This is a genomic window from Rhizobium sp. LjRoot258 (genome assembly GCF_964254185.1).
Classification (GTDB): Bacteria; Pseudomonadota; Alphaproteobacteria; order Rhizobiales; family Rhizobiaceae; genus Rhizobium.
The window spans coordinates 758988-778949 of sequence record NZ_CAXUST020000001.1 but is presented as its reverse complement, the minus strand read 5'-3'; the positions used below and the strand labels follow the sequence as shown (position 1 = coordinate 778949).

Below are 19962 nucleotides of genomic sequence, written 5' to 3'. Positions count from 1 at the left end.
TTTTTCAACGATATCGGCCGACAAGAGACGAAGCCTCGTCTGGAATGCGCCCCATTGGCGGACGCATCAGTTTACCGCCGCTCGCGAACAAACGAGGGCAGCCGGGGTAACCTTATTTGACTTTCTGAAAATCGCCTGGTTTCCAGCCATAGTCGATTGCAGACTGTTCCGGGCCATAGAGCCGCAAAATTGCGAAGAAGCCGCGCTCTGGCGCGGTGGGCAGCCAGTTCGCCTGCTTACCTTCGGGTGCCTTTGGCCCGATATAAAGATCAGTCGTACCATCGGCGTTCTGCACCGGCTTGTCTCGCGAACCAAGCGAGGGAAACCGACGAGCTTCTGTGGCGAGACCTGATGCATTCTCGGCTTCATACAGCGTCAGTGACCAGAACAGTTTTGCGGGCACGTTTGCCGGCAAAATGAGCTTGTATGATGCGTCGCCCTTGAGGGGATCGCCGTCGGCGTCGTTGAACGTGACCTCGTAAGCAGCGCCTTTGCCGGGTATCTGCGAGACCATACCGGGGCTGATCGAGTAGTAGTCGGTGGAAAACCAGACGCGCGGTTCCACCTCGGTGAACCCCCCCTTCCTGTTGCGGAAGCTGAGGTCCATCGACTTGTCCGGACCTGGCTCCGTAGAGTTGTTCACCGGATTTAGCCACTGGCGGTCTTTCCAAAGCCGGTAGTCTCGCCCGCCGAGCGCGGGCATCATCCCGATAACACGGCTCATCTTGTAGCCGGTCTTTGCTGCTGCATCGAGGATCGATTTCGTTTCTGCATCGGGAGCAAACGGCACTCCCGCGACAAGCCCGACATTCGCGAGTATTCCCAGGCCGTCCGCGTCAGCGAGATTTTTCCCCTCACGGTCCACAAGCCACTTCAGCTGCTCAAATGCGGTGAAGTCGGATCGCGGCAGCATGTTGGCAGGCACGCCGGAGGCATTGGGAAACTGCATGGCCGTGCGCTTGTCCCTCGGCACGTTCAGTGGGTAGATTTTGGCTTGCTCCATCAATGAGACGGCGGGCGTGAGGTCATTCGGATCAGTGTAGAACGCGCGCAGGAAGATGAAGAGGTTGTGGGTTCCGGAGCGATAGACGTAATACCCCTTCTCCACCTTCCCTTTGTAGTTCGGCGGCAGCACGAGGAACTTCCCCCCCTTACCGGCATCCGGCCCCGGCAGCCCGACGTCGCCCGCAAACTTGCCGCCATCGACCGGTATCGGACGCTGCCAGAAGTCGAGAAGGATGCCTTGAAGATTGGGCGGGGCTTCAAATACGATTGGGCCGGTTTCACCCATGTCGACGTAGCTCATGGCATAGATCACATCGGAATTTGGTGTGGTCACCAGTGTCTTCGGATCAAGGCGATCCTTCCATATCGGAAGGACGTTGTACCCAGCCCCGAAAGTGGCCTCCGATCCGAACTTCATTCCAAGCGTGTTCAGCAGCGGCAAAGCCCAGAGATAGGCCTGGGTCGCCTGCTGGAATTCCAATTCCTTCGTGAGCGTGGCGGCGGTTTCCTGCGTCGGACGGTTTTGTTCAAATGGGAGATTTGCGAGACCGTCAAAGCGGGACTGGTCTGCGAATGCCACTGCGGCAAAACCGAACACGCAAAATGCGGTGACGGAGGAATAGAGATGGGTACGGGACATGAGCTGCGCTCCTTCTCTTTTGTACCGAAGGAAACACAATGCAGGCCGGGTGCGGAAGCACGTTACAGTAAATTCGGCCGCAAAATCGGCACCACCAGATCAGTCTTGGTGCCGGGCGAAGTCTCCCTTGGGACGACAGCGGCCGGAATGCAGCCGGTCTTGACGATGCGTCCGAAATAGAGATCGGGCGCGGCGCGTGAAAAATTGTCCGGCGGAACCGGAATGGCGTCTCCGCTCGCGGCTTGCGCAAGGGCAGCGTTGCCGACAAGCGCCCAAAGCGAATGCGAGCAAGACTTGCAGCGCGATTGCGGAATTGGAAGCACGTTACAGTAAATCCGACGCAGCAAGCTCAGGGAGGCTGCGCCTCTTGCAGAGGCCGGGGGACAGCTCCAGCGTTGTTCCGTTTTGCCGGGATATGCCGCCGGCAGCCGCCCTGCGCCATTCCGCGCAGCTAGAATCAGTGGTAACTCTTTCAACGGATTTGTTTCTCAAGGGCGCATAGTGTTTCGGTTTCCTCTCTTCATAGCGATGACTCTGATTATCGCCTTTGGCGGCGGGATCATGATTTCGCTCTACGCGCTGGATGCAACGGCCGGCTTCGGCGCGATCAAACTCGGCGCCTGGGAGGCCTTCCCCGAACTGCAGACGGAAAGTGCCGACCCCTATGCGAAATCGCACCGGGCGCGTGCCGGGCGCCTGCTCTATGGAAACGCCGAAGGCCTGATGTTCACCGCCAAGGTCGACGATGCGGGCGATCGGCTGAATGCCGGCTGCAGCTACCGCATCACAGGACAGACGCCGCCTGCCCGCATCTGGACCCTGTTTACCGCAGACAATAGCGGCAACCCGGCCTCGCTGCGGCCGGGACTTCCGGGTGCGATGAATTCCTGGACGGTGCTACGGCAGGCCGACAGCAGCTTCTCGATCGAGATTTCCGCGCAGGCGAGGCCAGGCAACTGGCTGGCGCTGCCGGCGGCGGGCACGTTCCAGCTCGTTCTGACCCTGTTCGATACCCCGACGGCTGGCAGCTCCGGCGTCATCGACCTTTCCATGCCGAAGCTCCAGAAAACCGGATGCGGCAATGCTTAGGGTCCTGTTTGCCATCCTCGCGGGACTTTTCGGGGCGGCACTGCTGCATCTCGTCATCATCCTGTCGCTGCCACACTTTACCGGCAAGGATGCCGCGACCCGCGTCGCATCCGAGGGCGATCTCGACAAGTTCTACCTGCTGGGGGCTTCAGATGACGCGGCCGGGCTTTCCAACGACGATCCCTTTGTCCGCACCGCGGTCTGCGCGTTCGATATCGAGGAAAATCCGGTCCGCCTGACCGCCAAGGGCAATGTGCCGTTCTGGTCGATCGCACTCTATGACGAGGCATCGAACGAGGTCTTCAGCATGAATGACAGGACGTCGGTCGGAGGCGCGCTCGATGTTTTGATCGGAACGCCGATCCAGCTGACGGAGCTTCGCAAGGCTTTGCCGCCGGATCTGCAGAAGACCATTCTCGTGGAAAGCACGCGTTCGCAGGGCTATGCGGTACTGAGGACATTGGCGCCCCAGGCGAGCTTTGACGCGGCCGCAAGGAACTTTCTCGCGGAGGCCGGCTGCGACGAGTATGCCGGCTCCTCGAACTGAAGCAATCTCTCTATTTCTTTGCCCGCGAAACGCGATGCGCGGAGGAACGCTTCGAGCTCTCCAGGCGCTCGTAACGCACGCCGGTGAAAAGCAGGATCTGTGCCTCGACTGGTTTCTTGCCCTTGCGGCGTCGCGTCTGAGACAGACGGTCCGCCAATGCGACGACTATTGCCATTCTCGTCTCCATGCACGGCCCGAGACGGATGAACTGCGCAATCTCACCCTGCCCGCCTATGCGAGCCAGCGCGTCCTGTAGAGCCCGACCGGGCTCCGAGGCATTCGCGCTTTTCTCACGGCACCTGTTTGAAATACCGTGATGTGAAACCGGACGACCGAAGCACTCGACCGCCGTTCATACCCGAATTGAGACATATGACGGTTAACAGATCGTTAATTTCATGCGTGGACATTCGCTGCTTGTACGACGCTCTATAAACGCGCCGTGCCGTCTTTTGGTTTCAAACGTCTCACAAGAAGATTCAGTCCACAATGCCGCAATGATATTAGCATTAATTCATATACTTAATGGAGGTTGTGTCGACGAAGCCGGCTGGACCTCAGCGTGGAAGATTCCTGTCACAAAAATATCAATTGCGGTCCTCAGCAATACCGGTATGGTTGTACGATCGGCTAGGGGTTCGAGGCCGGTCGGCTGGGCGCCGTTCCGTTCACCACGGACAAGGAAGGGGCTAAAATGTCTTTGTTTATCGGTTCGACATTCTCCCCCGAGGACCTTGATGTGCTTCGCCATGCGCTCGATGCCTGGTGCGCGGAAAAGCGGATCGACATCAAGAGCCCCGAGGCGCAATTGGCAGCCTCCGCAGCCCTCGACCTCTACCAATCTGGAAACAATAACGCCGAAAGGCTTTTGGCGGCGCTGCGCGGACACAAAGGGCTTTAAGTCTCGGACGCGGGTCCCGCCGCGTCAGACGATGGCGCCTTTCGGTACAATTTTAACAAAGTCTTCAGCAACCATTAACCCTGCCCATGTAGGATTTGTTCATAACCTATGTGGGGTAAGGGGCGTCTCTCCACGTCCAGTCCTGCGACATCCCTTTTTGCGTTTCCAGGGTGTGTTCTTGTGCGTGACCGGTTCCGAGACCTAGAGGCCCCATCCGCCAGCCGGAAGAAGGACGTGGTTCTCATGGCGACTGTCAGCAGCTTCGAGGGATTGCAGCCGCCGACCCGCTCCGAGCTGCGCCAATTCGCCGAACTCTTCACGCCGCTGTTTCAAGCATCCTCCGATGAGGCAAGGCGGCAGGCGGTGGCTGCCCTTTCCCAATGCGCGCATATTCCGCCGGCTGTCGCGCTTTTCGTCGGTTGCCAGCCGATCGACATTGCGGCACCCTTCCTCACCTCTTCGCCGGCAATCGACGACGAAACCCTGATCACGATCGCGCGCACGCAGGGTAGCGCGCACATGAAGGCGATCGTCAGCCGGAATGCCCTATCGCCGCGGGTCATCGACGCTCTGGTCGGTCTGCGTCAGGCCGAACAGCGGCTGGCGGCACCGGTCGAAGTCGAGGCACCCAGCATCGTGCCTCCCGAACCACCGGCTCCCAGTTCCCCCGAGGACGCTGAAGCTGTCGCACGCCGCGCCAACGAAGAAGAAATGCGCAGCAGGATCCGGGAACTGGCGCGTCAGGTCAGCCGTCCGGACGGCGATCGCCTGGGGCTCAGGAACCTGTCGCCGATCCAGGCCGCGCTGCTCGTCCGCTTCGCCCGCAACCGCGAGGCAGTGCTCTTTGCCAAGGCACTTGCCGATGGGCTTTCCGCAAGCCGCTGGCTCGCCGAGCGTATCATGCTCGATATCTCCGGACAGCAGCTGGCGACCACGCTCATCAGTCTCGGCATGGATTTCCTCGACGCCGTCTTCGTGCTCGAAAGGCTCTATCCTCACCTCGCGGAACCGCAGCACAGCGTTACGCGCGCTTGGATGGTGCTGGACGGGCTCGATCCCGAAGAGTGCGGTGCCCGCATCGAAGCCTGGCGCCGCGCGGACACCTACACCTACCTGCCCCAGGAAACAGAAACGGCCCACCCCGCCCACGAGGTGCCGCCGGCCCGAGACAGGCGCATCATCGGCCGCACACGCTGATCCTGTCTACAGCGGGTTCTGTCGCTCATCGACAAGCGGAACGATATCGCCGAGATCGTCGGCTTCCAGCTCGATGATCCAGAGGTCGGGGTCAAACTTCCGCTCGCGCTCGAGCATTTCCCTGATCCTGTCAGGCTCTTTGCGCGTCAACCGCTGCTCGAACAGCCGGCCGCCGGTCGTTTCTTCGTCGAAAAAACTCTGTGGCGCAGGGCCATAAAGCGTCTCAAGACCATCGCGGAAGTGCTGGCGGATGAAGACGGCGCCCGCCGCGTCGGCGCCCTTCGCCTCGACAGCGGCAAAGCCGCCCTTGGCGAAAACCCGGCGCAGAAGGGCGGAGACAAAGATGTCAGTGCGTAATCTCATCGGCGACCTATAGCAGACAAACGGGCAGCGGCAATGCTGCGATCGCCCCGAGCGGTTGACATTGTTCCTCGCCCGATATTCGCGCTATAATTGTGTCGCTACTACGGCAACCTTTACAGCGCGCCGATTTCCTTGAGCTTCTTCAGGACCGCCTCGCTGGGCTCACCGTTCTCGGGAAGGTTGTAGTGCTTCTGGAAGTGGCGGATGGCGGTGCGCGTCTGTTCGCCCGGCACGCCGTCGACGCCGACATTGGCATAGGCCATGTTGCTGAGACCCTTCTGGATCTTCAAGACGAGGTCGACGTTCGACAGTTCCGCCGATTGGACTGCCTTCCTGGCGGGTGTCGGCGCGGTCTTGATGTTTCTTTCTGCGCTGCGGATGGCGGCCGCGACGGGATCCTCAGCGTTTGCCTTCGAGGTCACGTCCTCGGGCGGCTTTTCCGGCGGAACCGCAGAGGGGCCGACGGAGTCCGTTCTCAGCGCTGCCAGCACGTCGGGCGTCGCGTCGCCCGTCTGCGGCATGCCCACGGTTTCTTCGAAGAACAGGATCGCCGCACTGGTGCGCGGACCAATCACTCCATCCGGCGTGCCGTTGTAGAGGCCGCGCCGTACCAGCTCGGTCTGGATGTCCATAACGATCTGGCTCGGCCGCTGACCACCGGGAGTGGCCGGCGGCGTCGCATTGGTCTGCGTGGCGTCGGCCTCGTCTTGCCGCTCGATCTTGAAGGTCGTGACGTTGCCACTGTGCTCCTCGGCGGCCGGGCGGCCGCCAAGCACATTCGGGAAAAGCGCATCGCGAGTGCGCAGGAACGGATGCGGATGTGCGCCCGGCTGATACCAGAGCGCGTTGGCGGCAACGAAGCTGAAGATGACCAGGAAGGCTGCCGTGCCGCCAGCAACCGACGGGTTGCGGCCAATCACGCCGCCGAGCGCGCTTGCGCCCTGCAGTCCCAATCCGCCAACGACGGATGCCCCGGTGAGAAGCAGGCCCGGCCTCTTCTGCCGGCCCCTCCTTCCCTTAGGCGATTTTCGCTTGCTCGCGGCCATCGAAATGCCCCTCTTCCAAAACACCGACGAGCGCCGGCGCAGCCTTCAGTCGCGGCGGGAACTCGACAAGATCGTTGCGGGCAGTACCCGCAGCCGGAATGCCAGAGCCATCCGCTGCGATGGAAATCGTGATGATCGTACCGGCGCCCGGCGTGCTGGCGATAGCGAAGTCGCCACCATGCAACGCCACCAAACCCTTCACCAGCGACAAACCTAGCCCCGTCCCTTCGAAGCGACGGCTATAGTCGTTCTGGATCTGGACAAAAGGTTGGCCGAGCATTTCCAGCTTGTCGCCCGGAATGCCGATGCCGGTATCACTGACGCAAAGGTTCAGAACGCCGTCGCGCATCGAGGCATCGATCGAGATCGCGCCGCCGGCATCGGTGAACTTCACGGCGTTGCCGACCAGATTGATCAGGATCTGCTGGATCGCGCGCTGATCCGCAACGACCTCGTCAAGACCGCGCTGCACGCGGCTCGTCAGCGTCACACCCTTGGTCTTCGCCTGCAGCGCCAGCATCGCCTCGCAGGAGCGGACGACGGCCGCAATGTCGAAGGGTTCGAGGCAGAGCTCGTAGCGGCCGGCTTCGATCTTGCTCATGTCGAGCATGGTGTTGACGACCGAGAGCAGGTGCGCCCCGGAATCCCTGACAAGGCCGACATATTCCCGCTGACGCTCGTTCTCAAACTTGCCGAAATACTCGCCGAGCAGAATGTCAGAGAAGCCGAGGATGGCATTGAGCGGGGTGCGCAGCTCGTGGCTGACGGCGGCGAGGAACCGCGATTTTGCGTCGTTGGCCGAGCGGGCGTCCGCGGCACGGCTCTGCGCTTCCTGCCGTAGCTGCTGCTCCATCGAGACGTCGCGCAGCTGGGCAATCGCGCTGAAGAAGACGCCGTCGCTGTCATGCCGCGCCGTCAGGTCCATGCGCAGATAGGCAAACTGCCGGTTGTCGCGCGAAACGGACGGGCGCTCGAGGCGCAGGTCGACGGCGGCCGTCGCCTCCCCTTGGCGCAGCTGATCCAGCGCCTGCAGGAAGAGGATGCGGTCGGAGACGTGTATCTGATCGACGAAGCCCTTGCCGATCGGATCGCGCATCCAGGCGAGATATTCGCGCATGTCGCGACCGCCGACGGTGGTGACGTTGCCCTGTGGGTCAAGGAACAAGGCAAGACCGGCCGTTGCCTCCATGAAAAAGTCTTCGGCAATGGGCGCGGCGACCGCCGCTGTCGCCACGCTCTGGCGCGACAGCGCAATGCTGCCCACTGCGGAGAAGAGGAAAGCTGCGCACACGGTCGCGACACCGACCGGCAATGCGACAGCGGGACTGGTGACCAGGGAGAGCCCGACGGGTGCTGCAACGAGAGCCGCCGACGACAGCAATGCCAACCGGCGCAGGATCATCAGTTCGCGCTGGCGCACGGCTGCACCGCCTCCTGTCCGGGAGAGCCAGCTTCCGACTGCCCGGTCCACGAGGGCTGCCGCCCGATCTGCGATCTTACTCATTACACGCACGCAATACCCGCCCGAAAAAGGCTCTTTACCAAGGCGGACAATAGGCCTTGGGCGCTTAAAGAAAGGATAAGGGAAAAGCCGCCTCCACACCGCAAAAGAGCGAAATGTCCCGTTTTTGGGCATCTGAAAGCGGCTTTGGTTTTTACGGTTAACGGGCGGTAAGCGACGGATTTCGCTCACATTTCTGACTGCCATTAACCTTTGTGGCAGCTTCGCCGCAAGGTTTGCCTGCAATTACAGGAGGTGGCCCGCCACATGCTTAACGACGGTCGCTACAATTTGACTGAAATGTGGTGCAAATCCCGTTCATTAAAATTCGAGCTAAATTTGCCGCAAATGCAGACGAGTTTCGAAAACTGGCATTCGCAACTCTGCTCTAAGGTCAAAGCACACCGGAAGACCGGACCGATTCGGCGGCAAGACCGAACGGCAAATCAGGATGGGTAACGACGATGTGGTTTCTGATCAAAGGATCATTCTGGTTCGGGCTTGTGCTCGTGCTCTTGTCGTTTTTCAGCGGCGAAAGCTCTACAGGTTCCCAGCCGAAATTGCAGGTTTCCGATGCCTTTGTCGCGGCGACAGGGGCCTATGACTATGTGACCGGCATGTGCGGCGAGAAGCCGGAGGTCTGTGTCAAGGGTGCCGAGACCATGACAGCCCTCGGCCACCGGGCCCGCGAAGGCGCCCGTGTCGCTTACGAGCTGTTGGACAGCCACTTCGGCGACGACAATTCCGACAAGCCCGCCGCTGCGACGATTGCGCCGAGTGTTCCTGTCGCGGCGCTTGCACCGGCTCATGCCGAGGCCCAGACCGCGGCGCAGGAACGGACCGCAGCCCTCAACCAGCCGCTGCCATATCGCCCGCCGGTCGATGACGGCGACGAGGCCATCTCCGACACGGTGACGACGGGCACCATTCCGCTGCCGACGCCGCGCCCCGCCACCTGAGAATTCCGCGAGACTTCCCGCAACCAAGCTTGCACCGACGATCCGCACGACGCGGAAAGTCCCCGTGCCTGACGTGCCTGCCCTGTTTACTTTCAGCCTTTGCTGCGCCGCGTGGATGCAATATCCTCCGCGGCGTTTCTTTTTAATGGTTCAAATCTGGCCGCGTTTCACCTATATGAAATCTTGAGAACGAAAGGCCAGAATGCATGACGTCGCTAGAGCAGATCCTCGATGATTTCTCCTTCCTTGACGACTGGGAAGACCGCTATCGCTATGTGATCGAGCTCGGAAAGGCGCTTCCGGACCTTCCCGACGACCAGAAGATATCGGCCAACAAGGTGATGGGCTGCGCCAGCCAGGTCTGGCTCGTCACGCACACCGAGGGGGATCCCGACGATCCGGTGATGACGTTCGAGGGCGACTCCGACGCGCATATCGTGCGCGGGCTCGTGGCCATCGCGCTGGCGACCTATTCCGGCAAGACGGCCTCCATGATCGCCGCGCTTGATGCCTTAGACGTATTCTCCAAGATCGGCCTTGTCGAACACCTTTCCTCGCAGCGCGCCAACGGTCTGCGCTCGATGGTCAACCGCATCCGCGAGGAAGCACGGGTACGCGCAGTGGCTTAGGCAGCCGCCGACACCAGTCACGAATACGATTCGGGACGATAGCCCTCTGCACCCCAAGGCTCCATGCGCGGTCGGCGCGCCAGTGCGGGGCATTATAATGCGTGACAGCGCCATCAGCGCCGTATCGCTCTTGCGCAGTTGCGCTTCTCTTCGTTGCACCCACAAGAGTGCGCCCATGCTGGGCGCACACACAAAAGCCGGGCTTCTGCCCGGCTCTTCAGATCATATCCTTTGGCAACAATCAGCCGCGGCCGCGCTTGCGACGCTGGCCGAGCCCCATTTCCTTTGCCAGGCGCGAACGCGCTTCGGCATAGGCCGGCGCTACCATCGGGTAGTCGACGGGAAGTTCCCATTTCTCGCGGTATTCTTCCGGCGAAAGGCTGTGGTGGGTCATCAGATGACGCTTGAGCGACTTGAAGTTGCCGCCGCATTCCAGGCAGGTGATCTGCTCATCCTGAACGGATTTACGCACCGATACAGCCGGCTTCTGCTTCTCGACAACCGCCGTTGCAGGTTGCGGCGCCGATGTATTGCTAAGTGCCGAATGCACGTCCGAGATCAGGTTGGCAAGATCGCCAACTGGGACCACGTGGTTGCTGACATAGGCGGCGACAATATCTGCGGTAAGCTCCACCAGCAATTCCGGCCCGCTACCGGCTGCAGTATCCGTCATAATACGTTTCTCCTGTTTCAATGCTCCAAAGGTCTAAGCCTCGTCAGCCAAGACCGTCATCGTAGAGCGAACAGCAAAAAACTCAGGCTACGGCTACCTGTTTCGAAAAACTGAAATCCACCCCTAGATTCCTGAGGCCGAAACCCGTTTCTTATACTGCCTGATTTCGAATTAGTACGCTATCACGCAGTCCACTTCCTCAAGTAAACACTGAAATGCAAAGCCAATGAGGAAATAAGCAACGTGATTCTAATTCAATATCAGAACTCTACTTGGAACACCAAATATCACCGTTTTGCGAAAACGCCAATTATTATTTCATATATATCTACCGAAAAATGCCCAACTCGCAAGAATTGTCTGCCCTAGACCCAAACATTAACCATTAAGAAATCTGCAAAAGGGTGCAAAAATCAACTTAAAATACTGAATCGGAAGCGCTCTCATCTTTTGGCGAGGTCATCACGCACCGATTGAGGGCCAAGACGGTGTCCTGTCTGGTGTGCCGCTTTGGCGAGAAGATGCGCCGCGACCGGCGCCGTTAACAGAAAAAAGACGAACCCGGCCAGCGCCCGCGCAAAGACCGCAACCTCGCCCGACGCGACACCGGCGGCGAAAAGCAGCATGCCGGAACCGACCGTTCCGGCCTTGGAAGCGGCGTGCATACGCGTATAAAGGTCTGGCAACCGCACGACGCCGAGAGCGGCGACGAGGGCAAACAGCGACCCGGCAAGCAGCAGGAACGTGACGGCAAGCGCGACCGCGTAGTCCATCATGCCTTGCCCTTTCTTTCGTTTGCGCGGCTGCGTTTGGCTGCCACTTTGGGCTTTTTCGAGGCACCCGCGGTTTTTTCGCTGTGCCGTTCTGCAACAGTGCTGCGCGACATCACGAAACGCGCGAAGGCGACCGTCGCCAGGAAGCCGACCAGACCCAGCGCGATGGCAATGTCGATGTAGAGGCTAAAGCCTGTTTTGACCGCCAATACGGCAATGAAGCCGATCGCCGTGCCCGAAAGCGTGTCGAGCGCCAGTATCCTGTCCGGCAGCGTCGGCCCGACGACCACCCGCCAGCCTGCCAGAAGAAAGGCGACGCCAAGGATCACGAGAGCGACCCCGGCGGCCGCGGAGACGATGGCAAGCGGCGCGATCATCGGAAGGCCTCCATGATCCTGCGTTCGAAACCGTTGGCGATATCGCGTTTGGTCGCTTCGGGATCGGCACAATCCAGCGCATGGACATAGAGCGTCTTGCGGTCCTCGGAGACATCGACCGACAGTGTGCCTGGCGTCAGCGTGATCATGTTGGCGAGAAGCGTAATCTCGAAATCGCGATCGACAGTCAGGGGAAAGGCGAAGATGCCGGGTTGCAGCTGCATGTTGGGCGTCAGCACCGTGACGGCGACCCGCCAGGCGGAAATCGCCAATTCCTTCAGAAACAGTAGGGCGAGATGCAGGATTGCCCATGACCGGCGAAGATATCCCCTGCTGCCATAGGGCTCGCGCACAATCGACAGACACAAGGCGCCGAGAGCAAAGCCGAATATGAGATTGTGCGGCGAGGCGCTGCCGGTGACGGTAGCCCAGGCGATGGCCAGCAGGAGGTTAAGCAGCAGGGCGATCATGGCATCGCTCCGTCCGGGAAGACTGACTGCAGATAAGCCGTCGGATCGACGAGGCCGGTGGCCGCCGCCTGCGCCAATTCCAACAGCCGCTCCGGCAGAATGCCGAACCCGGCAATGAGGGCCGTGAGGATCACGAGCGGCAGCCCCGCCTGCCAGCCAATGGAGGCTGCCGGCTGCGGCGCTGCGGCCGGCCGCCAATAGGCGAGCAGGAACACGCGTGCCAAGGCAATCGTCATCAGGAAGCTGCCGATCAGGATCGCGGCGGCCAGCCACCACGCGCCGACATCGATCGACGCCCGGACCAAGACCACCTTCGGCCAGAAGCCGGAAAGAGGCGGCAATCCACAGGCGGCGAGAAAGAGGATGAAAGACACGGCAGCAAAACTGCCGCTGCGACGATAGAGCCCACCAAGGTCGGCCAGCGAGAAGCTACCAGCGAGCGCGGCTGCCTGTCCGGCTAAGAGATAGAGCGCCGTCATCAGCAGCATGGAATGCAAGGCGTAGAAGATCGCGCCCGAGAGACCGCCCGGCGTGCCGAGCGCAGTGCCGACCAGCATATTGCCGATGCCCGATATCACGACGTAGCCGAGCAATTTGCGGATATCGTCCTGCGCCAGAGCGCCGAGCGCGCCGAAGACAATGGTGGCCGCACCGGCCGCGGCGATCACCAGGCTCAATTGCTCGCGCTCGACCGGCAGCAGCATCACCATGATGCGGATCAGAGCGTAGACGCCGACCTTGGTCAGCAGACCGGCAAACAGCGCCGACACGACGATACGCGGCGTGTGGTAGGAGGCCGGCAGCCAGAAATTGACGGGAAAGGCAGCCGCCTTCATGGCGAAGGCCAGCAGCACGAGAGCTGAAAGGGTCATCAGCGGCGCGGTGTCGCGCACACTTTCCACCTTGCCTGCGATATCGGCCATATTGAGCGTACCGAAGACCGCGTAGACAATGCCGACTGAGATCAGGAACAGGGTCGTTCCGATCAGGTTCAGCACCGCATATTTCATCGCCCCGTCGATCTGCCCGCGCTCCGAGCCGAGGATCAACATGCCAAAGGACGAAATAAGAAGAACCTCAAACCAGACGTAGAGGTTGAAGACGTCGCCGGTCAGGAACGCTCCTGAGACGCCTGCCATCAGCAGCATCAGGAAGGGGAAAAAGCCGTAGCGGCGACCGCTTTCGGTCACATCCTTCAGTGCGTAAAGGCTGCCGGCAAGCGCCGCGACGGCGGCAGTCAGGGTCATCAGCGCGCCGAAGAGATCGACGGTGAAGGCGATGCCGAAGGGAGGAAGCCAGCGCCCCATGACCATGGTCAACGGGCCATGCGCGACGACCTTTGCCAACAGCGCGGCATCCAGCAAGACCAGAACGGCAAGGCCGGGAACGGCAACCAGCGCCTGCAACCGCGTCGAGCTGCGCATCATCAGCAGCGCAGCGCCGAGGGTGAGGCAGAGCGCGACGGGTGCGATGACAAGCCAGTTCGCCAAAGGCACAGGCGCTGTCACCATCGCAGCGGAAAGATCGGTGATCGTATTTGCCGGAGCCGCCATCTAGTACCCCATCGGCGGCAGCGGCGGATCGACGGGTTCGGCCACTCGCATCTCGTCGGTGTTGTCGGTGCCGATATCCTGATAGGCGCGATAGGTCAGCACCAGGAGGAAGGCGAGGAAGGAAAACGAGATGACGATCGCCGTCAGAATCAGTGCCTGCGGCAACGGATTGGCGGCGGCGGCCGGAAGCACATCGAGATTGGCCGGGATGATCGGCGGCACCTCGCGCGTCAACCGTCCGGCCGTGAACAGCAGCAGGTTGACGGCGTTGCCGAGGATGGCGATGCCGAGCATGATGCGGATCGAGAATTTCGACAGCATCAGATAGATCGCGGCGGCGAAGAACAGACCGACGAGGATCGCAAACAGCGGCTCCATCACTCGACCTCCCTTTCTTCCAGCGCCAGCGCGATCGAGGTGATGGCGCCGACCACCACCAGGTAGACCCCGATATCGAAGAGCATCACGGTCGAGAGCGGCACCTCGACGCCTGATATCTCGGGATAGATCCACAGCCCGGTCATGAAGGGCACGCCAAAGCCAATCGACAGCAGGCCGGCACAGCAGGACATCAGTAGTCCGGCCCCTGATATCGACAGCGGATGGAAAACGATGGCCCGGCGCACGGCGCCGACGCCGCGGGCAATACCGAAGATCGCCAGCGCCGAGGCCGCAATCAGACCGCCGATGAAGCCGCCGCCCGGCTCGTTGTGGCCGCGCAGGAGGACGAAGACGGAAAAGAGCAGCATCAGGGCCGTCAGCACCGGGGCGATCGTGCGGAAGATCAGCGTGTTCACGGGCGCTCGACTCCCAAATCCTCGGGAGCATCCGGATCGTTTTCCGCAAGCTTCCGCTCGGTCTGCGCGCGGACGCGAATGAGGGCGAGGATGGCAAGGCCGGTGATGGCGACGACGGCGATCTCGCCCAGCGTATCGGTACCGCGGAAATCGACGATGATCACGTTCACGACGTTGGCGCCGTGGGCGATCGACTTCGAGTAGGTATTGAAGAACTCCGTCAGCCCGTTGTTGAACGGCGCCTGCGTGGCTTTCATCAGAAGCAGCGCGAAGCCGCAGCCGCAGGCGATGGCGATGCTGCCGTCGAGTATCTTCTGGCCGAGTGGCCGCCGGTCGGTCGGCGACAATCGAAGGCGGGTCATGACCAAAGCCAGGATGACGACCGACAGTGTCTCCACGATGAACTGTGTGAAGGAAAGGTCGGGCGCACCGAATAGCAGGAATATGATGGCGACGGCGAAGCCCTGGATGCCGAGGGAGACGATCGCCGTCAGCCGGTCGCGCGCAATGACAACGCTCAACAGGCCGAGCACGGCGAGCAGGAAAACGGCCCATTCGTGAATCTGTACCTCTCGTGGCCAGACGGGAAGCGCAGGCATTTCGCCGTAGAGCCAGAGCGGCACGAGCAGGATCGCGGCGACGCAGAGGAAGGTGCAGGTGATGTAGAGTTCAAGTCGTCCCGGTTGGACAAAACGCGTCACGCGGACCGACAGCCTGACGAGACCGGCAATGAAGTGATCGAAACCGCGGTCCGGCCCCGGTCCGAGCTTGCCTAGTACCACTGCCATCATCCGACGCGCTTGGTCGAACCTCCAATAGACAAGAATGCCGAGCGCGATCGTAAGGGCGGAAAGAAATAGCGGCACGCCGAAGTGCGGGATCAATGAAATCTGGATCACGCTCGACGAGCCCCGGATTGCCGACGCCGCCGGAGACGAGATGTAATGATGGAAAGTTGCCGAGAAGACTGCACCGATCAAACCGAGCAGTGCCAGCACGACGGGACCGGCCCACAGCAATGGCGGCGCCTCATGCGGGTGCTTCGGCGTTTCCAGAACAGACCCGAGAAACGGCTTCAGCGTCACCGCGAAACCGATCGCGAACATCAGCGCGTTGCCTGATACTGCAACCAGCGTAAAGACGATCGATCGCGGGTCCCCATGGGCCAGCGCGGCATAGATTTCCTCCTTGGCGAGGAAGCCAAAAAATGGCGGCAGGCCGCCCATCGAAATCGCCGCGGCAAGGGCGGCGGCAAATGTCAGCGGCATCGCCTTTCCCAGGCCGCCGAGCCGGGTGATGTCGCGCGTGCCGGTCTCATGGTCGATGATGCCTGCGACCAGGAACAGCGCTCCCTTGAAGAGCGAATGCGCCACGAGGTAGAGCGCCGCGGCCTCGACCGCATAGGGGGAGCCGAAGCCGGTCAGCAGCACAAGAAGGCCAAGCGACGAGACGGTCGTGTAGGCGAGTTGCAGCTTGAGGTCGGTCTGTCGGATCGCAAGCAGCGTGCCGATGATCAACGTCGCGCCACCAAAGAGCGGCAGCAATAGCTCCCACGCCGGCGTCCCGCCCATCACCGGATTGAGCCGCATCAGGAGATAGACGCCCGCCTTCACCATCGTCGCCGAGTGCAGGTAGGCGGAAACCGGTGTCGGCGCCTCCATCGCGTTCGGCAGCCAGAAATGAAACGGAAACTGCGCGGATTTGGTGAAGGCGCCGCCGAGAACGAGGATCAGGATCGGCAGGTAGTATGGATTGGCGCGCAGCAGATCGCCGGACTGAAGCAGCGTCGACAGCTGCGTGGCATTTGTCGTGCTCCAGATCAGCAGCAGGCCCGCCAACAGCAAAAGGCCGCCACCACCGGTAACGACAAGCGCCTGTAAGGCGGCACGACGGGCAGCAGGGCGCTCGTGGTCGAACCCGATCAGCAGGAAGGACGTGATCGACGTCAGCTCCCAGAAGACGAAGAGCATCAGCAGGCTGTCTGAGACGACGAGGCCGAGCATGGCGCCCATGAACAGGAAGATGAACGAGAAGAAACGCCCTTGATCCCGGTGCCCCTTCAGATACCCACCGGCATACAGCACGATCAGCGTGCCGATACCGGTGATCAGCAGCGCAAAGGTCAGCGAAAGACCGTCGAGCAGCCAGGAGAAGCGGAGCTCGAAACTCGGCACCCAGGCATAGCCCCCGGTAATTACCTTGCCGGCCGATACCGCCGGCAGCAGGCTGGCGAAGTGCGCAAAGGCCAGCAGCGGCGCGAGCGCCAGCAGCCAGGCGGCGCTCGCACCCAAGGCGCGAACGAGAAAGGGAGCAAGAACAGCGCCGAGAAGTGGCAGACACAAGGCCGCAAATGTCAGAGCCGTGACACCGGCCATGTGCCCTCCCCTGCTGGCAACGCTTCGTGGAGCCGGCGAAAGCCGGAAATCCCGTCAGGTGTACGAGAACAGGAGCGCGGTCACAAGCCTTGTTCGACCAAGAGCAACCTGCGGCGGCGGGATACTCACAGGGAACGGGTTCTGCCAGCATCTTCCTAGGCCTTCATACCGCTTTGCCGAGATCTGTATCCCTTGATCCATGCGGCTTTCCGCACCACATTGCTGTCGAAAATCAAAGCCGTCCCCCCGGCGCGAAAGGAACAAGCCATGGCCGATACGACAATCGCCAAAGTTCACAAGACCGACGCGGAATGGAAACAACAACTGACGCCCGAGCAATACCGGATCACCCGCCAGCATGGCACCGAGCGTGCCTTCACCGGCCCCTACTGGGATAAGTTCGAGACCGGGCTCTATCGCTGCGTCGGCTGCAATTCGCCGCTATTCCGTTCGGATACAAAGTTTGATGCTGGCTGCGGCTGGCCGAGCTATTTCGAGGCGGTCTCGCCCGACGCGGTGATCGAGCATCGCGATACGAGCTACGGCATGGTGCGCACGGAAATCCGCTGCGGCACGTGCGATGCCCATCTCGGGCACGTCTTTCCCGACGGCCCGCCGCCGACCGGCCTGCGCTACTGCATCAACGGCCACGCGATGGTCTTCGAACCGGGGAAATAGCGCCTCGGCCCGGAGGTCAAGTTCGGGGGACTACCCTTGAAGGCGCCCGACGACGGCTTGAACGCTTTCATCCAGCGACAAGCGCGACGTGTCCAGTATCTCACAGCCCTTGGCCGCCGCCTCGCGGCGGAGGAAGGCTGCCCAGGCCATCATCTCGGCGTCGGCAAGCTCGGGCTGCCGGCGCTCGACCGCCAGGCGATGCCTTCGTGTCTCGTCATCGCAATCGACCAGCAGCGGCAGATAGGCCATGCCGGCAACGGTTGCCGCCTCCTCCAGGAACGCAAGGCGCATCTGGCCTTCGAGCAGCTGATTGCGGCCCGACCGCTGAGCTTCGGCAAGAAGCTCCAGCCATTTGAAGGTCATGGCTCGCTGCCAACCCGCCGGCGAGCCGTAGTCCGCCGTCATCTGCCCGAGCGAGGGAACGCCGATATCATCGAAATAGTAGACATCAATCTCACCTGCGAACCGGGTGGCAATCGCCTTGGCGATCGCCGTCTTGCCCGATCCCGAAGCGCCGGTGAGAATGATGAGGCTCACTTCGTAACCCTAAGCTCCATGCAGGTCAGGTCGAGCCAACGACCGAACTTGGTACCGACTTCCGAGAAGGTTCCGGCAACACGGAAGCCGAGCTTTTCGTGCAGCTTGATGGAGGCCGCATTCGCCGCCTCGATGCCGGCGATCATCACATGGATGTTGGCGGCGGCGGCGCGCTCAATCAGCGCCCGCATCAGCAATTCGCCAATGCCAGCGCCGCGGCGATCCTTGTCGACATAGACCGAGTGTTCGACCGTGTGGCGATAGCCGTCGAAAGCCCGCCATTCGCCATAAGAGGCATAGCCTGCGACCTTGCCGTCCTTCTCCGCAACAATGACCGGAAATCCCTTCGCCTTGCGAGCCTTGAACCATTCGATGCGGTTGTCGAGATCAACCAGTGTTTCGTTCCAGATCGCGGTCGTATGCTCGACAGCGTGGTTGTAGATATCGCGGATGGCTGGGAGATCGGTTTCCGTGGCGTCGCGCACGAGAACGGCGTCGGTCATATCAGGTCCAGTTTCAGTTCGGTTCTGGCAAGCGGCATACGCCCCGCATTCAGCGTTGTAAACCAGCGAAATCGTGCGACGGAAGCGATCGTCCGCGATGGGGTATGGTGTCATTCGCGAGGGAACCATGATCGGCCGTTTCGTCATCCTGTTTTGCCTCAGGCGACGTCTGCGCTGGCGAAGGATTGACGGCCTCATGCCAATGCCCGTTTCGGCTATGCCGTCGATCTCCCCGCCGGCTTCGCGATCGCCAACGAGGCTGACAACGGCGACGGCATGACGCTGCAATCGGCAGACGGAATGGCCAAACTACGCGTCTTCGGTGCCAATCGGACGGAGGGTAGCTTCGCCGCGAAGATCACGAGCCGGATCGAAATGGACACGCAGGACAGTTGGCAGATCAACTATTCGAAGCCCTCAAGGACATTCGCCAGCTATTCTGGCATGCGCAAGGATCGCATTCTTTGCGCGCGCGCCGTGGCTCCCTGCCACGATGCGATCGGATAGCTCATCCTGGAGTCTCCGAAGGCGGCGCTGAATGCATATGATCCGGTGGTCCAGCATCTGGACAAGCCATTGGCTGCACCACCGCGGTGCTGGGGATCAGAGCGCCGCGCTCGCCATGCTGAAACAGGTGAATACCGCTGAATAGTGCACGGCCGCCGCGGCCACGACGAAACCGTGCCAGATGGCGTTCTGGAAGCGCAACTTTTCCCAGACGTGAAAGATGACGCCGAGGGAATAGATGACACCGCCGACGAGGATCAGGAGCATCGATACGAAGGGGATGCGCTCGGCCACCGGTCCGGCAACGAAGATGCCGCTCCACCCCATGCCGAGATAGAGAAGGATGGCGACCTTGTCGAAGCGCCCGGGAAAGGCGCATTTCAGGAAGATGCCGAGCGCAGCGATCGCCCAGATGCCGATCAGCATCCCGAACAGAAGCGGACTGTCGGCGCCGCGTTCCAGGAAAGGCGTGTAGGTGGCGGCGATCAGGATGAAGATTGAGGAATGATCGAGACGGCGAAGGAACCACTTCGTGCGCGAGACCGGCCAGGCATTGTAGGAGAAGGAGATGCCGATCGTCAGCACCAGGCCGATGCTGTAGATCCATGCGGCGGCGAGTTCGGCATGGGAACTCCAGAGGGTGGCGTAAAAGATCAGAACGGTCGCACCGATGAGCGCAAACGCAAGTCCGACGCCGTGGACGACGCCGTCGGCGATAAGCTCGTATTTGTCATAAGCCCAGCGGATGCCGTTGAACTCCCTCATGCAGGAAACCCTCATTATTCTCTCAGATCGTGTCACCGAAACGGAATACGTGCAACACAACAGGTGTACAGGCCGAT

Annotated in this window: 25 protein-coding genes; 8 read left to right on the top strand and 17 right to left on the bottom strand. The window is 61.1% G+C overall.

Annotated elements, in window-relative coordinates; translation table 11 throughout:
- Positions 1–112: 112 nt before the first annotated feature.
- A complete protein-coding gene (locus ACSQ9D_RS03810) occupies positions 113–1645 on the bottom strand; it encodes a DUF1254 domain-containing protein (protein WP_436281222.1) in 1533 nt (510 codons plus the stop codon).
- A gap of 62 nt (positions 1646–1707) precedes the next feature.
- Positions 1708–1968 (bottom strand): hypothetical protein, encoded by a 261-nt coding sequence (locus ACSQ9D_RS03805; RefSeq protein ID WP_436281221.1) that lies wholly within the window; start codon positions 1966–1968, stop codon positions 1708–1710.
- 178 nt (positions 1969–2146) lie between these two features.
- On the opposite strand from ACSQ9D_RS03805, the gene ACSQ9D_RS03800 reads away from it, so the two are divergent.
- Complete coding sequence (locus tag ACSQ9D_RS03800) at positions 2147–2734, top strand: DUF1214 domain-containing protein (RefSeq protein WP_368515626.1); 588 nt, start codon at positions 2147–2149, stop codon at positions 2732–2734.
- On the top strand, positions 2727–3281 hold the full coding sequence (locus ACSQ9D_RS03795; protein WP_047520455.1) for a DUF1254 domain-containing protein: 555 nt from the start codon (positions 2727–2729) through the stop codon (positions 3279–3281). Before ACSQ9D_RS03800 ends, ACSQ9D_RS03795 begins: the two co-directional genes overlap by 8 nt.
- Positions 3282–3291: 10 nt before the next feature.
- Here ACSQ9D_RS03795 and ACSQ9D_RS03790 read toward each other — a convergent pair whose 3' ends face one another.
- The gene (locus tag ACSQ9D_RS03790; RefSeq protein WP_197066052.1) at positions 3292–3456 is read right to left on the bottom strand and encodes a hypothetical protein; all 165 of its coding nucleotides are present in this window, start codon (positions 3454–3456) and stop codon (positions 3292–3294) included.
- 519 nt (positions 3457–3975) lie between these two features.
- Between ACSQ9D_RS03790 and ACSQ9D_RS03785 the strand changes: the two genes are divergently transcribed.
- The gene (locus tag ACSQ9D_RS03785; protein WP_037117211.1) at positions 3976–4182 is read left to right on the top strand and encodes a hypothetical protein; all 207 of its coding nucleotides are present in this window, start codon (positions 3976–3978) and stop codon (positions 4180–4182) included.
- A gap of 180 nt (positions 4183–4362) precedes the next feature.
- Positions 4363–5379 carry a DUF2336 domain-containing protein gene (locus ACSQ9D_RS03780; protein WP_436281220.1) on the top strand — a complete coding sequence of 339 codons (1017 nt, stop codon included), beginning with the start codon at positions 4363–4365 and terminating at the stop codon, positions 5377–5379.
- Positions 5380–5385: 6 nt separating this feature from the next.
- Here the strand turns inward: ACSQ9D_RS03780 and ACSQ9D_RS03775 are convergent, their stop codons facing one another.
- From ACSQ9D_RS03775 to ACSQ9D_RS03765, 3 genes are all read right to left on the bottom strand, one after another.
- Positions 5386–5742, bottom strand: a complete 357-nt coding sequence (locus ACSQ9D_RS03775; protein WP_436281219.1) for a DUF1491 family protein — start codon at positions 5740–5742, stop codon at positions 5386–5388.
- A gap of 113 nt (positions 5743–5855) precedes the next feature.
- Positions 5856–6788 carry a peptidoglycan-binding domain-containing protein gene (locus ACSQ9D_RS03770; protein ID WP_436281218.1) on the bottom strand — a complete coding sequence of 311 codons (933 nt, stop codon included), beginning with the start codon at positions 6786–6788 and terminating at the stop codon, positions 5856–5858.
- Positions 6760–8292, bottom strand: coding sequence for a sensor histidine kinase (locus tag ACSQ9D_RS03765; protein WP_436281217.1), 1533 nt, complete (start codon positions 8290–8292; stop codon positions 6760–6762). Before ACSQ9D_RS03765 ends, ACSQ9D_RS03770 begins: the two co-directional genes overlap by 29 nt.
- A 461-nt stretch (positions 8293–8753) precedes the next feature.
- Between ACSQ9D_RS03765 and ACSQ9D_RS03760 the strand changes: the two genes are divergently transcribed.
- Both ACSQ9D_RS03760 and ACSQ9D_RS03755 read left to right on the top strand, forming a co-directional pair.
- Positions 8754–9248 (top strand): DUF5330 domain-containing protein, encoded by a 495-nt coding sequence (locus ACSQ9D_RS03760; RefSeq protein WP_436281216.1) that lies wholly within the window; start codon positions 8754–8756, stop codon positions 9246–9248.
- A 206-nt stretch (positions 9249–9454) separates the two neighbouring features.
- Positions 9455–9877 carry a SufE family protein gene (locus ACSQ9D_RS03755; protein WP_436281215.1) on the top strand — a complete coding sequence of 141 codons (423 nt, stop codon included), beginning with the start codon at positions 9455–9457 and terminating at the stop codon, positions 9875–9877.
- 241 nt (positions 9878–10118) lie between these two features.
- Here ACSQ9D_RS03755 and ACSQ9D_RS03750 read toward each other — a convergent pair whose 3' ends face one another.
- The 8 genes from ACSQ9D_RS03750 to ACSQ9D_RS03715 form a co-directional block, all read right to left on the bottom strand.
- Positions 10119–10550, bottom strand: a complete 432-nt coding sequence (locus tag ACSQ9D_RS03750) for a MucR family transcriptional regulator (RefSeq protein ID WP_024313785.1) — start codon at positions 10548–10550, stop codon at positions 10119–10121.
- A gap of 443 nt (positions 10551–10993) precedes the next feature.
- Complete coding sequence (gene mnhG / locus ACSQ9D_RS03745; protein ID WP_177309815.1) at positions 10994–11326, bottom strand: monovalent cation/H(+) antiporter subunit G; 333 nt, start codon at positions 11324–11326, stop codon at positions 10994–10996.
- The gene (locus ACSQ9D_RS03740) at positions 11323–11700 is read right to left on the bottom strand and encodes a cation:proton antiporter (RefSeq protein ID WP_436281214.1); all 378 of its coding nucleotides are present in this window, start codon (positions 11698–11700) and stop codon (positions 11323–11325) included. Before ACSQ9D_RS03740 ends, mnhG begins: the two co-directional genes overlap by 4 nt.
- On the bottom strand, positions 11697–12170 hold the full coding sequence (locus ACSQ9D_RS03735) for a Na+/H+ antiporter subunit E (protein ID WP_436281213.1): 474 nt from the start codon (positions 12168–12170) through the stop codon (positions 11697–11699). The genes ACSQ9D_RS03740 and ACSQ9D_RS03735 overlap by 4 nt, the downstream gene beginning before the upstream one ends.
- A complete protein-coding gene (locus tag ACSQ9D_RS03730) occupies positions 12167–13723 on the bottom strand; it encodes a Na+/H+ antiporter subunit D (protein WP_436281212.1) in 1557 nt (518 codons plus the stop codon). Before ACSQ9D_RS03730 ends, ACSQ9D_RS03735 begins: the two co-directional genes overlap by 4 nt.
- Positions 13724–14101 carry a Na+/H+ antiporter subunit C gene (locus ACSQ9D_RS03725; protein WP_436281211.1) on the bottom strand — a complete coding sequence of 126 codons (378 nt, stop codon included), beginning with the start codon at positions 14099–14101 and terminating at the stop codon, positions 13724–13726.
- The gene (locus ACSQ9D_RS03720) at positions 14101–14520 is read right to left on the bottom strand and encodes a Na+/H+ antiporter subunit B (RefSeq protein WP_436281210.1); all 420 of its coding nucleotides are present in this window, start codon (positions 14518–14520) and stop codon (positions 14101–14103) included. Before ACSQ9D_RS03720 ends, ACSQ9D_RS03725 begins: the two co-directional genes overlap by 1 nt.
- Positions 14517–16895 carry a putative monovalent cation/H+ antiporter subunit A gene (locus ACSQ9D_RS03715; protein ID WP_436281209.1) on the bottom strand — a complete coding sequence of 793 codons (2379 nt, stop codon included), beginning with the start codon at positions 16893–16895 and terminating at the stop codon, positions 14517–14519. Before ACSQ9D_RS03715 ends, ACSQ9D_RS03720 begins: the two co-directional genes overlap by 4 nt.
- A 267-nt stretch (positions 16896–17162) precedes the next feature.
- Between ACSQ9D_RS03715 and msrB the strand changes: the two genes are divergently transcribed.
- On the top strand, positions 17163–17573 hold the full coding sequence (msrB, locus tag ACSQ9D_RS03710; RefSeq protein ID WP_436281208.1) for a peptide-methionine (R)-S-oxide reductase MsrB: 411 nt from the start codon (positions 17163–17165) through the stop codon (positions 17571–17573).
- 30 nt (positions 17574–17603) lie between these two features.
- Here msrB and ACSQ9D_RS03705 read toward each other — a convergent pair whose 3' ends face one another.
- Both ACSQ9D_RS03705 and ACSQ9D_RS03700 read right to left on the bottom strand, forming a co-directional pair.
- Positions 17604–18110, bottom strand: a complete 507-nt coding sequence (locus tag ACSQ9D_RS03705; RefSeq protein ID WP_436281207.1) for a hypothetical protein — start codon at positions 18108–18110, stop codon at positions 17604–17606.
- Positions 18107–18613, bottom strand: a complete 507-nt coding sequence (locus tag ACSQ9D_RS03700; RefSeq protein WP_436281206.1) for an N-acetyltransferase family protein — start codon at positions 18611–18613, stop codon at positions 18107–18109. The genes ACSQ9D_RS03705 and ACSQ9D_RS03700 overlap by 4 nt, the downstream gene beginning before the upstream one ends.
- Positions 18614–18913: 300 nt before the next feature.
- Between ACSQ9D_RS03700 and ACSQ9D_RS03695 the strand changes: the two genes are divergently transcribed.
- Positions 18914–19120, top strand: a complete 207-nt coding sequence (locus tag ACSQ9D_RS03695) for a hypothetical protein (protein ID WP_436281205.1) — start codon at positions 18914–18916, stop codon at positions 19118–19120.
- 96 nt (positions 19121–19216) lie between these two features.
- On the opposite strand, the gene trhA is transcribed toward ACSQ9D_RS03695, so the two are convergent.
- Positions 19217–19885 (bottom strand): PAQR family membrane homeostasis protein TrhA, encoded by a 669-nt coding sequence (gene trhA / locus ACSQ9D_RS03690; protein WP_436281204.1) that lies wholly within the window; start codon positions 19883–19885, stop codon positions 19217–19219.
- Positions 19886–19962 lie beyond the last annotated feature (77 nt).